The organism is Methanobrevibacter sp. YE315 (assembly GCF_001548675.1).
Classification (GTDB): Archaea; Methanobacteriota; Methanobacteria; order Methanobacteriales; family Methanobacteriaceae; genus Methanocatella.
In genome coordinates, this window is the sequence record NZ_CP010834.1 from 1541020 (window position 1) to 1553316 (window position 12297).

Annotated in this window: 17 protein-coding genes; 8 read left to right on the plus strand and 9 right to left on the minus strand. The window is 37.1% G+C overall.

The genetic code is table 11. The features are described 5' to 3' along the window. Positions 1-38 precede the first annotated feature (38 nt). The 4 genes from TL18_RS06900 to TL18_RS06915 are packed head-to-tail and all read left to right on the plus strand — an operon-like array spanning position 39 to position 3357. A complete protein-coding gene (locus tag TL18_RS06900) occupies positions 39-803 on the plus strand; it encodes a uroporphyrinogen-III synthase (protein WP_067043372.1) in 765 nt (254 codons plus the stop codon). Positions 804-812: 9 nt separating this feature from the next. After that, positions 813-1082 (plus strand): signal recognition particle subunit SRP19/SEC65 family protein, encoded by a 270-nt coding sequence (locus TL18_RS06905; protein ID WP_067043375.1) that lies wholly within the window; start codon positions 813-815, stop codon positions 1080-1082. 5 nt (positions 1083-1087) lie between these two features. Further along, the gene (recJ, locus tag TL18_RS06910) at positions 1088-2494 is read left to right on the plus strand and encodes a single-stranded-DNA-specific exonuclease RecJ (RefSeq protein WP_067043377.1); all 1407 of its coding nucleotides are present in this window, start codon (positions 1088-1090) and stop codon (positions 2492-2494) included. Positions 2495-2553: 59 nt separating this feature from the next. Then, entirely contained in the window at positions 2554-3357 is an 804-nt protein-coding gene (locus tag TL18_RS06915; protein ID WP_067045456.1) for a winged helix-turn-helix transcriptional regulator, read from the plus strand. Here TL18_RS06915 and TL18_RS06920 read toward each other — a convergent pair whose 3' ends face one another. Both TL18_RS06920 and TL18_RS06925 read right to left on the minus strand, forming a co-directional pair. Further along, on the minus strand, positions 3358-4641 hold the full coding sequence (locus TL18_RS06920; protein ID WP_067043380.1) for a DEAD/DEAH box helicase: 1284 nt from the start codon (positions 4639-4641) through the stop codon (positions 3358-3360). A gap of 32 nt (positions 4642-4673) precedes the next feature. Next, entirely contained in the window at positions 4674-5534 is an 861-nt protein-coding gene (locus TL18_RS06925; RefSeq protein WP_067043383.1) for a radical SAM protein, read from the minus strand. Between the two features lie 59 nt (positions 5535-5593). On the opposite strand from TL18_RS06925, the gene cas4 reads away from it, so the two are divergent. After that, positions 5594-6280: a CRISPR-associated protein Cas4 gene (cas4, locus tag TL18_RS06930; protein ID WP_067043386.1), complete on the plus strand. Its 687-nt coding sequence runs from the start codon at positions 5594-5596 to the stop codon at positions 6278-6280. Between the two features lie 6 nt (positions 6281-6286). Then, positions 6287-6751, plus strand: a complete 465-nt coding sequence (locus tag TL18_RS06935; RefSeq protein ID WP_067043389.1) for a thermonuclease family protein — start codon at positions 6287-6289, stop codon at positions 6749-6751. Here the strand turns inward: TL18_RS06935 and TL18_RS06940 are convergent, their stop codons facing one another. From TL18_RS06940 to TL18_RS06970, 7 genes are all read right to left on the minus strand, one after another. Further along, a complete protein-coding gene (locus tag TL18_RS06940; protein ID WP_067043392.1) occupies positions 6752-7390 on the minus strand; it encodes a hypothetical protein in 639 nt (212 codons plus the stop codon). Positions 7391-7417: 27 nt separating this feature from the next. After that, positions 7418-7816: an RDD family protein gene (locus TL18_RS06945; RefSeq protein ID WP_067043395.1), complete on the minus strand. Its 399-nt coding sequence runs from the start codon at positions 7814-7816 to the stop codon at positions 7418-7420. A 10-nt stretch (positions 7817-7826) separates the two neighbouring features. Continuing rightward, the gene (gene hypE, locus TL18_RS06950; RefSeq protein ID WP_067043398.1) at positions 7827-8846 is read right to left on the minus strand and encodes a hydrogenase expression/formation protein HypE; all 1020 of its coding nucleotides are present in this window, start codon (positions 8844-8846) and stop codon (positions 7827-7829) included. A gap of 129 nt (positions 8847-8975) precedes the next feature. Continuing rightward, entirely contained in the window at positions 8976-9350 is a 375-nt protein-coding gene (locus tag TL18_RS06955; RefSeq protein ID WP_067043401.1) for a 30S ribosomal protein S8e, read from the minus strand. A gap of 193 nt (positions 9351-9543) precedes the next feature. Beyond that, on the minus strand, positions 9544-9783 hold the full coding sequence (locus tag TL18_RS06960) for a hypothetical protein (protein ID WP_067043404.1): 240 nt from the start codon (positions 9781-9783) through the stop codon (positions 9544-9546). A gap of 10 nt (positions 9784-9793) precedes the next feature. Beyond that, positions 9794-10258: a hypothetical protein gene (locus TL18_RS06965; protein ID WP_067043407.1), complete on the minus strand. Its 465-nt coding sequence runs from the start codon at positions 10256-10258 to the stop codon at positions 9794-9796. Between the two features lie 62 nt (positions 10259-10320). Then, positions 10321-10665, minus strand: a complete 345-nt coding sequence (locus tag TL18_RS06970; RefSeq protein ID WP_067043411.1) for a hypothetical protein — start codon at positions 10663-10665, stop codon at positions 10321-10323. A 200-nt stretch (positions 10666-10865) separates the two neighbouring features. Here TL18_RS06970 and TL18_RS06975 point away from each other — a divergent pair, with 200 nt between their 5' ends. Together TL18_RS06975 and TL18_RS06980 are read left to right on the plus strand one after the other, a co-directional pair. Further along, a complete protein-coding gene (locus TL18_RS06975; RefSeq protein ID WP_067043414.1) occupies positions 10866-11549 on the plus strand; it encodes a DNA polymerase domain-containing protein in 684 nt (227 codons plus the stop codon). A gap of 36 nt (positions 11550-11585) precedes the next feature. Continuing rightward, a complete protein-coding gene (locus TL18_RS06980) occupies positions 11586-12278 on the plus strand; it encodes a TIGR02253 family HAD-type hydrolase (protein WP_067043417.1) in 693 nt (230 codons plus the stop codon). Positions 12279-12297: the final 19 nt, after the last annotated feature.

Genomic DNA, 12297 nt, shown 5'->3' on the forward strand with positions numbered 1-12297 from the left:
AAATATAAAACATTATAAATTAATGAGGGTAATATAAAATGTCAAAACCTGTCGTTGCAATAACAAGGCCGAAGGATAGGGCTCGAAAGGCTTGTGAAATTGTAGAAAAATTGGGAGGAATACCTGTTTTGGCACCAACACTTGATTTGGAGCCTGTAAACAGCGAATCCTTAAAAGAGTTAGTCAAAAGAAAAGATGAACTTGACTGGATTATATTCACATCCCCAACAACCATAGTTTCACTGAACAAGTTCTATCCTGATTTTCTAAAAAGCCTGGATTGCAAATTGGCTGTTATCGGAAACAAAACAGGAAAGCTTGCTGAAAAAAACGGCCTGACCGTTGATTTGATGCCTGAGGATTTCACAGCCGAGGGCCTTATTGAAGAGTTCAAAAAAAGGAAAATCACTAATCAGGTAATCGGAATTCCAAGAACCGCTTCCGCAAGACCTGTCCTTCCGGAAGAACTTGAAAAGCTTGGAAATGAGGTCATCCTGGCTGAAGCATACAAATCCCTGTTCCCGATGGATGATGATGCAGTAAAGGATTTGATTTCCAAAATCGAAAATAAAAAAATCGATGCAATCACATTCACAAGCCCTTTAACTGTTGAAAACTTTTTCGAAATCGTTGACGACAAAGAAAAGATAGCCAAACTGCTTTCAGAAAACCTATTGACAGTCTGCATAGGTCCGATTACTGCAAGAGCTTTGGAAAAATATGACATTGACCACATTTACCCAGATACTTATACTGTTCCGGACATGATGGAACTATTATTTGAAACTTTAAAATCAAAGTAGGTGTTAGATATGATTACCATATGGCCACAATATTTAAACGAGAAGTTATCCTTAAGTGAAGGTCGTAAAATCTCAAAGGCAGATGCCGTGAAAGACCCCACCTTAAATGAAATTGAAAAAGCATTGAAAAGGCTTGGCCTTTCCTATAATATCGACAAAGAACGTGCATACCCTGGAAAATGGTATGAAAAATCAGGAAGAGTGCTTGTCGAATGGGAAGGAACAAAACTGGAATTAATAAGAGAAGTTAGTTCAAAAATTAAGGAAATAAGAAACTGATTAATATGCAAATACCACAATTGATGCACGAACAATACCTCCAGGCAAAAGAGATTATCGAAAACAGTGACGACATCAAGATTTACTCACATATCGACTGTGACGGTATCTGTTCAGGTGCAATACTATCAACCATACTAGACAGACAGAACAAAGAGCATGACATAGAATTCGTGAACCTGGATGTTCTGGACGATATCGAGCTTGACCATGACCTGACAATATTTTCCGATTTGGGTTCAGGTCAAAACATTACCGGAAAAGCCAAAAAAGGCCAGAAGATAATTGTCCTAGACCACCACCCTCCATTAAGGGATCTGGATTACAAGAATGACAAGGATTATACCTACCTGGAAATCAATCCGATGCACCACGGCATTGACGGATCATATTATGTCTGCGGCGGAGGATTATGCTATTTCCTTGCAAAGGAATTCGGATATACTGACTTGAGCTGGATTGGAGTTCTATCCGCAATTGGAGATATGCAGAATACAAAAACCGGACATTTCGAAGGCTTGAATAAAATCATCCAGCAGGATGCAATCGATGGAGGATATCTTGGAGTAATCAAAAGCGACATCAACATTTACGGAAGAAATACCCGACCGTTATTTGTTGCGCTTTCATACTTCAGCGATGTCAGATTGCCTATTACAAACAACACCACAGAAACCATGGCTATTTTAGAAGAGCTGGAAATTGATGAAAAACACAACAGGAAAACCTTGAATGAATTGACAATGGAAGAAAAGGCCAGACTTTACCAACGCCTTGTTGAAATGATTTCAAAAGTTGTTCCCGGAAGGTATGTCAGATACGTTCCCCAACTAATCATCGGCGATTCATATACTTTCCTAAAAGAAGATGAACACAGCTTTTTAAGGGACGGTTCAGAATTTTCGACTGCAATGAATGCGTGCGGAAGAAACCATGAGGAAAAGATTGCAATGGAAGTCCTGAAAGGGGACAGATTCGAGTCCCTTGATGAACTTGAAGCTGTAAGCCTTGACCATAGGCGCAATTTAGCCCAAGCAATTGCCAAAGTGGCTGAAGGCGATGAAACCAACATTGTTGAGATGGACAATCTGCAGTACTTCGACGGTGATGGAATCAAACCTGAAATCGTTGGAACAATAACCGGAATGATTCTGGGCTATTGCGACTGGAAAAAACCTATCATAGGATTTACACAAACCGACAGCGACGGGATTAAGGTTTCGCTTAGATGTTCAAGATTGCTTTCCTATGACGGAATTCATTTCGGAAATATAATCCGTAAAATTGCCGGAGAAGTTGGAGGAACCGGCGGAGGGCACGCAATGGCTTGCGGAGCATACATACCAATTGATAAAAAATCAGATTTCCTTGAACGTTTTAACAATGAATTAGAAGGAAAAATAACAAATTAATATATATAATATAAAGATAAAATATAATAATAATCAATATACATTGAGGAATGAATATGATGAAGGCATTTAAAAAGAGAGGCGCATTAACTCACTTTCAAATTTTGAGTGAAATATCAAAACAAGACCCTCACCTTAAACAAAAAGATTTGGCTAACAAACTAGGAATTACTATTCAAGCAGTATCCGAAAACATCAAAACACTAATCGAGTTGGGTTACATCACTTCAAAGGACGGCAGGTCCCCTTATAAAATCACTCAAGCAGGTATTGATAAAGTTAAAAAAGATGCTATAAGCTTAAGGAAATATTCAGATGCAGTTCTGGAAACAATGAACCATTATAAAACCATCTGGCCCGCAATTGCAAAAGAAGACCTCAAAAAAGATGATGTCGTTGGTCTTTTTATGGAAGATGGTGTATTATACGCTCATAAAAAAGAGGAAAATGCAACAGGTATCGTTTTAGAGGATGCTGAAGCGGAAATGGATGTCTCATTGACCAATCTTACCGGAATTATCGATATGAGCGTTGGCGAAGTTACAGTCATCAATGTTCCAACCATCAAAAACGGCGGATCCAAAGCATGTGATTTGGAACTGATTAAAAATGTCTATGACAAAGGAACCAACAGCGGAGAAAAAATCGATAAGATTGCTGTAGCAGGTACAGTTTCACGTGCTGTAGTCAAAAAATTAGGCTTGCCGATAGATATCGAATACGCAGCGCCACAAGCAACAGCTAATGCGGCCCGTAAAGGATTGAATGTTCTTGCCATTTGCGTCGGTGATATGAGCAAAGCATTTACCCGCGAACTTGAAGCTGAAAAAATCAAATACAACATTATTGATGGTGGAAAATAATTAATTTTCCCTTATCTTTTTTAATAATCCCGCAGCTAATTCTTCAACACTAGAATCATTAGTTGCGCTGTTTTTTATTATTTCAACATAATTGTCCAAATCATCATTCTTTATGGACTTCTTGACTTCCTCAATTATCAGTTTATTTTTAATGTCGTCTATTTGCCTAAGCGTGGGGACTTCCTTTTCAACAATATTTGTCTTGTCTGACTTCTGGATATTCTTAAATCTTGACATTTCGTCTGGAGCAACCAATGTAAACGCATAGCCTGTTTTTCCGGCACGTGCGGTTCTTCCTATCCTGTGGATATAGTCATCAAGGTTTTGTGGAACGTCATAGTTTACAACAAATCCCACATTATCAACATCAAGGCCCCGTGCTGCAACGTCTGTGGCAACCAGAATGTTTATGTTGCCGTTCCTGAACTTGTTCATCACCTTGTCCCTTGTCTTTTGGGTCATGTCCCCATGAAGGGCATCAACGGAATACTCCTCTTTTTTCAGGTGTTTTTTTACAAAATCAACGCTTTTTTTAGTATTGCAGAATATTAATCCCAATTTAATGTCATATGCCTCAATCAATCGGGTCAGGTTTTCAAACTTATCCTTAGCATCACACCTATATGAATATTGGGTGATTTTTGGAATATTCTGCTTTTTATTGGCTATCTTAATGAATTTGGGATTCTTCTGATATTTTTCAGCGATTTTTCTTATCTCTTTGGGTATGGTTGCTGAAAAAAGCAAGGTCTGTCTCTGGCGAGGAGTAGTTTCCAAAATCTCTTCAATATCCTCCCTAAAACCCATTTCAAGCATTTCATCCGCTTCATCCAGAACGACACTTTCAACACCAATCAAATCCAGGTTGCCTCTTTGAATATGGTCGATTACACGGCCGGGGGTTCCAACAACAATGTGAACTCCCTTTTTCAATACTCTTGTTTGCTTTCCGATTGGCTGGCCCCCATACACTGCCAATATCTTAAGTTTTTTAATATTTGCTCCAAGCTTTGTCATTTCATCAGCCACCTGCATGCACAATTCCCTTGTCGGACACAGGATAATGGCTTGGGGAGACTTGTCCGGAATAAAGATCTTTTCAAGCACAGGAACTGCAAAAGCTATTGTTTTACCGGAACCGGTCTGTGCCTGTGCAGTTATATCAATGCCTTTTAAAGCCACAGGTATTGCCTTTTCCTGAATTGGGGTTGCCTTGTCAAATCCCATTTTGTCAATAGCTTTCCTGATATCATCTGAAATGTTCAAATCACTGAAATTCATCATGTTAATATTTAAAAAACTAGATATTTAAAAATTTACATCAGCGTGGATTGGACGGAATCCTGAGGAAAATCATGCAGATAATCGAAAATCTCATTGTGATTGTTTAAAATCCCATTTTCCTCGGTTCTCTTTTGAAAGATTCTCATCAGCTTATCGTTGTTTGGAGACGAAATTGAATAGCTGTCACCATATCTCCGGATATATTCATCCTTCAAGCCTGGAAAACTTTCATCCAGCCTTTCATAAAAGTACTCGCGGTTGCCTTGCCTTAAAGTCATGCCCATTCCAAAACAGATTATTCCATAAACATTGGTCTCTATGCAATAGTCCAAGATCCTGCTGATGTTTTCCTCATCATCATTGATATGTGGAAGAATCGGGGAAAGCCAGACGACAGTTGGAATATCGGCCTCGTCAAACCTTTTTAGAACTTCAACCCTTCTTGATGTCGGACAGACATTGGGCTCCAGAATCCTGCACAGCCCATCATCGGCCGTTGTTATTGTCATCTGTACAACAACTTTCGATTTTTCATTTATTTTTTTAAGCAGGTCCAAATCCCTTAAAATCAAATCGGACTTTGTGATGCATGTAAATCCAAATCCGTATCTATAAATCAGCTCCAGGGATTTTCTTACATACTCCAAATTTTTTTCAAGCGGAACATACGGGTCTGTCATTGAACCTGTTCCTATCATGGATTTTGGGCGTTTTATGAGTTCCTTTTTAAGCAGCTCAAGGGCATTTTCCTTAACTTCAATGTCCTCAAAGCTATGGCCCATATTGTAGATGTCGCTTCTTGAATCGCAGTATATGCAACCATGAGTGCAACCCCTATACAGATTCATTCCATTTTTAGCAGACAGCAGACTTTTAGATGTGACATAATGCATAATTGGATATTGTATCTTTAAAGATAAGTAATTATAGTTTAACAAACAAAGAATAGAATATGGAACAAAAAAATATAACCGGATTTGAAAAGGAATATGACATTAAACAGCACCCTTCAATAAAAGGTCTTCAAATAATTGAAGGGAAAAACAATTTCCCGATTAGCTGGCTGAACCAGCAAGGATATTGCGAGTACCAGCTATATCTCGAATACATGAAAGGCATTGAAACCGCGCCTACAGTGGCAATGACACATGGAAGCGAAATCCACCAGCAGCTGGAAGACATCTTCAAGCAGGATGCCACACCTGCAACATTTGAGGAAGCCGTTGAAGCGTCAAAGGAAAAGGCATCAATGTCTCGGGAATGCTTTGTAATATCTCCAAGTTACGGAATAAGAGGTTATATTGATGAAATCTGGATGAAACCTGATGAAATTGTAATAATCGATGACAAGCCTGGAAGAACACCATACAATTCAACAATGAATCAGGTAAGAGCATACTGCCTTGCATACAAGGACATGACCGGCGATGAGCGAAAAATCAAAGGTGCCTTAAGAGAAAGAGGAACTGAAAACCTGTTTTGGATTGAAATATTCACACCGGAAATAGAAAAGGAAATCAGATTCACAATAGAAAGAATGCAAGGGCTATTCGACGGGACAAAACCATTCATACCAACCAAAAATCCGAGAAAATGCAAATCATGCAGATTTAATGATGACTGTGAACATGCAAAGTAGATTAAAATGAACAAAAAAACCATTTCAATAATACTGCTAATAGCTTTTATAATAACAAGCATACTGACAGTGGCAAATCTCTTTTTAGAAGATTCAAACACACAGGAAAACCAAACCGGAACATTGACAATCGACAACAGGACAGTCCACTATGAAAAGGCAGGAAAATGCCTAAGGGTAATCGACGGCAATACGATTGAGGTTTACGGCATCGGAAAGGTTCAGCTGACACAAGTCAACATAACAAACAGCGACCCCGGATTCAGCCAGGCAAAAAAATTCGTTGAAGACAAATGTCTTGGAAAAACAGTTTACCTGGACATCGACGACAAGCAGCCGCAAGACAAATATGGGCGCACAATAGCTATAGTATACACAGAAAACGCAGACATAAATAAGGAACTAATAGCAAACAACCTGGCCAACATATCCTACTTTGAACCAAGCGAATTTAAAAAAGGAGAAGTTTAATCAGACAACTCTATTCAAACCCAAATAGATTTTGTTTTTCTTATATACTTTTTCAAGTATCTCATTCCATTCGTCAACACTTATATGGCCCTTATTTGGAATTAGGTTATCAAGTGAAGATTCGTTTAAATTTAAAATATCCGCCAAGACAAATGACAGCGCCCTGCCTGTCAAAGGCAGATCATAAGGGTCATAGCCGGTAACCGCCAGAACCCAAACATTATCTTTTGAAGAACTGCTATACTCTTTTTTAAGTGAATCGAACCAGCATGCAATCCTATTTCCTTCACATCCGATGCCCTCGCCGATGGAGATGTAATAGTCCTCACCGGAAAAATCAGTATTTTCTAAAGCATCTTTAATCTTATCATTAAGTTCGCTAGAGCCTATTTCCAATTCGAATTCATTATTGGTTATATAATCAGATACAAAATTCTCAATCTCTTTTTTGTTTTTGAAATAACCGACAGGCTCCAATCTATCAGGATCCCTATCGCATAAATCGTAGATTAAATCCTCGTCCACATCAACTATCTCATAGCCTTCCAGCTTATGTGACTTATATTCCTTAAAATCTATGCAATAGTTTTCCAAATCCTCTTTGTTTAAATACCAAAGCACTTGAACTTTCTTAATCATCTTAATCAAAAAATGTTAATTGTGAGCTTATCTAAGCTCATCAATAACAACAGTTTTAGTAATAGTGTTTAATAATCTGTCAGTATTCAATATTTTACCAATTGCCCAGTCAAAAATAATTGGGAACCAATATATCTTTGTAATATTACGCACAATAGCTTGAGGCCATGAAATCCAAGCTCCGTTTCTGGATCTAACCTGCAGATACATTATAGATTTACCAACGGTAGCGCCATAGATTTTTTCACACATGACAAAGTACACGAATATTAAAATTGGGACAACATAGGTGAATACCTGGAATATTGTGAAAGCATAACTAGACAATGCAAAATTCAATAAAAATGATATTATCCACATTACTGCTGAAACAACAAAGAAATCCATTACATACGCAATAACTCTTCTTGTAAATATACTTACCACTTTCATCACCCTAACAAACTCTAGGAACAGGATCGGCAATAGGTGCTTCTAAAATTCTTTCACCACCTATTGGAGTGTTAACAACAACATAATCTCCTTCAACAACTTCACCAATAATAGCCGCATTTTCACCATATTTTTCGCCTTTAATTGCTTCAAGGATTTCCTCAGCCTTATCGGCTTTAACTCCCATAACAACCTTACCTTCATTAGCTACTTCAAATGGATCAATACCTAACATTTCAGATACAGCATGAACTTCCTCTCGAATCGGAATCGCATCCTGTTCAAGCACAACCCCTACACCTGCTTTGGATGCCATTTCATTAATGGCGTTTGCAAAACCGCCTCGTGTAGGATCTTTCATGGCTGTAACTCCGCCAATTTCCAAAGCTCTTTTGATTATATTCCACATAGGAGCAACATCTGATTTCAAATCGGTTTCAAAACCAAATCCTTCCCTAAATGACATCAGACTCATTCCATGGTCTCCAAGGCTACCGGTGATAATAATCTTATCACCCACTTCAAGACCGGAATCACGAACCACTTCGCCTTTTTTAGCTATTCCTATACCTGTTGTGACCATGACAATGCCTTCAAGCTTATCCTGAGGCATTACTTTGGTGTCTCCGGTAATTACCGCAACTCCCACTTCTTCGCAAGCTTCATTTAAGGATTTCATGATTTTATCCAAATCTTCAATCGGAAATCCTTCCTGCATGATAATTGCATTTGAGATAGCTAAAGGCTGAGCACCCATTACGGAAACGTCATTAATTGTTCCCGCTGCTGAAATTCTACCAATATCTCCACCTGGGAAAAACAATGGATCTATTGTGTGACCATCAGTTGTAAAAATAATTTCATAATCCCCTAAAGGGATTGATGCTCCATCATCCAAGTCATCTAAGCTAATACCTCCATTCACACTTTTTTTAGTAATATTATCTAAAACTGTGCTAGCAATAAGGTTAGCCATGACTTCTCCGCCAGCTCCATGATTCATATTAATTTTATCTTCTGACATTTTATCTCCTAATTTCAATAATATATAACAAGATAATTTATGTAATAACAAGTATTTAATAATAATGAAAAAAGTGATAAAAAGTGTTTAAAAAAATAGATAAAAAAAGAGAATTTAAAGAAAAATTCTTTAAATTAAAATTCCGTTGATAACACCATCTTGACCCGGTCTGGATGTTACTTTTGCATTACCTTCAGGAGTTTCCACAATAGCACCTTTGGTAATGATGTTCCTTCTTACGTAGTTAGGGTTAGCGGTGTTTTCAATTACGTTGAGAATTTCTACAACTTGGGTTTTGCCGTTAGCGTCGGTTACGTTGATTTTATTACCGGTAGCTAATCTGAGTTTTTCGTTTCCGCCACGGGTTCTGATTTTTCTTAATTTTTTTTCATCTAATCTAGTTTCAGCTGGGTCTCTTCCTAATTCAGCTTTCCTTTTTCCACGGTTTGCAACATTTCTTGCACCGGATGGACTTCTAGTTGATTTTCCTTGAGAAATTGCCATTATTTCACCTAATAAATATAAATTAATAAATTAATAATCGCTGTCAATAAGGCCCTTTTCAATTAAACTATTTGCAAGATTTATAATAGCTTAATTCTTGAGAGCAAAAAAGAGTCTTAAAGAATAATGATAATAAAATATTAATTTATCATTATATATAAATGTTTTATTTTTAAAGATAAAAATGGGGATTTTACCTTTTATTTTTCAAAATAAATTCATCAATCAACTTATCAAAATCCTCTTCGGTGATATTCTCATCTGAAGCGGCATCCAAAATTTTCTGGATGTCCTCCTGTGAAACATCATCGCCCAAAAGGTCAATCAATAATTCCTTCAAATCATCATCATCGATATAGGCTTGCCCGTTTGAAGCGCTATACTCAACATTGCCCTCTTCATCCAAAGTATAATATGGAACTTCCTTATTCATTAAAAAACACCTAATCTAATTTTGGAAATTCATAATAAACAATACCATAGGGATCATCATCAAAATGCCATTCATTAGCTTCATCGATGACCATTTCCCCGTTTACAAAAAAATCATTTGCATCATGAACCCCTTCAACCTGAACTATGATATTGACATCCTCATCCAAACTTTCAAAGTCAATTCCCAGTTCATTCAAATCAATTACTATTTCATCTTCATCATTATTTTCAGGAACAACAATCACTATTTCATCACCGGATTCCATATCGTTATCTTCCAATATGATTTCTGCACCATCCATGATATCATTAATGTCTGTATCATGCATTTCTATGGAATTATCCTTCCTATTGCTTACAAGCAAATGGTTTCTGCCGAATAACTCCTCAATATCCAAGCTGCATGCCGGACAGATGAAGCTTCCTCCGGATAATTCATTCCCACAAGATGGACAATAATTAATTCTAACCATTCTATAACCTCAACAATTAGTATTATAATATTATTAATAAGTCCTATATAAAGATAGTAACATCAGTAGTTACTATCAATCACAAAATTAATGTTGGGAATTCCAAACCTGTTTTTACATTTTACCGAAAAGATCTTCAAATCCTCGATGAACATGTTAAAATCCAAAAAGATGCTGTCGCAGTCAATGAAAATCTTAACATTGGAATTTTCCAGGATTTCCTTTGGAATGTCAAAGACCTTAGATGCCTCATTGACATATATTGAATTTGGAAAATGATTCTTGTCGATTCCCAAAAATATTCCATCAGCTATGCTGAAATCAGCAGATATGCCGTTTTCATTTTCAACTTTTCCTTTAAAAATGTCATTTATCTCATCATAACTTGAAATCAATGTCTTTTTCATGATATCAAACCTCACACATAGTATATTTTATCTACTAGATATATAAGCCCCAAGAGCGTTTGAAAAGTAATTAAAAATGGTTATAATGTAATTAAAGCAATATCAAAGCAATAAAATTGGATTTGATTTGAAAAAGTGATTTGGTAAAATATTATAACTAACAAAAACAAAATATTCATAACCACATTCAGGTGTCAAAATTGATTGAAGAAACAACCGAACAACTGGAACTTGAAGCTGAAATCAAAAGCCAAGCCCAAAAATTCTTAAAATACCTTAACTCCACACTTCCGGAAAGCATGGAATTGGAATATGAAGGGTTTTACAGAAGAGGATTCTTTGTAAGCAAAAAAAGATATGCCGTAATCGAAGACGGAGAGATTATAGCTAAAGGATTGGAACTGGTTAGAAGAGATTGGGCTCCAATCGTCAAAAAGACACAGGAAGCAGTTTTAATGGCTATTCTAAGAGAAGGGGATTCTGATAAAGCTATTGAAGAAGTTAAAAAGGTGTTGAAAAGAATCAAAAAAGGCGATGTCGAGCGAAAGGAACTGATTATACACACCCAAATCACCAAGCCCCTTGACCAGTACAAGCAGGTAGGGCCCCATGTAGTGGCTGCAAGGAAAATAGAGGAGCACGGCATTAAAGTGACACGCGGAACCATCATCCAATATATAATCGTCAAAGGAAAAGGGTCTATCAGTCAACGTGCAGTACCTTACGAATACAGCGAAGGATATACATATGACAAGGACTATTACATCAACAATCAGCTGATTCCCGCCATTGAAAGGATAATGTATTCCTTCGGATATACAAAAAAGGACCTGGAAGACATGGCACGCGGTGAAGTCCAGCAAAGTTTGGATGCTTTTTTCTAAAAATTTAAATAATTTTAAAGTAATAATAAATAGTATATGATAGACCATGATGACCGTGTTGTTTTCTTTGATATAGATGGCACATTACTAGATACTTCAGATTTTGCTGAAACTGCAAGAAAAGCAGCTATTGGATTGATGGTAGATAACGGATTACCTTTGGATAAGGATGAGGCATATGGTGTTTTAAAAACAATTATCCGTGAAAAAGGATCCAATTATGGAAAACACTTCAATGTTTTGACACAAGTTGTTTTAGGCCATGAAGACCCTATGCTTGTGGCACTTGGAATGATTACCTACCACAACGTTAAGATGGCGCTTTTAAGACCTTATGCAGAAACAATCGATACATTGATTTACCTCAAAAGCCAAGGATATCGTCTAGCAGTCATATCCAATGGAATTACCATCAAGCAATGGGAAAAACTAGTAAGGCTAAACGTACACTCATTTTTTGAGGCAGTAATCACATCAGAAGAGGTCGGTAAGGAAAAACCTGACAAACTGATTTTTGATGTTGCGCTTAGAAAAATGAAAGGAAACCCTGAAAAGTCAGTGATGATTGGAAACAAATTCAAAGCAGATGCACTGGGTGCAGTAAATGCTGGATTAAGTGCGATTCTCGTCAATTCCGACGTTACTGAAGAAGACAGGGAATACATTAAAAGAGAACAGTTAGATATTACAGTTGTTGACGACATTGGTGATGTTAATACTATATTATAATCATCAATAACCACTATTT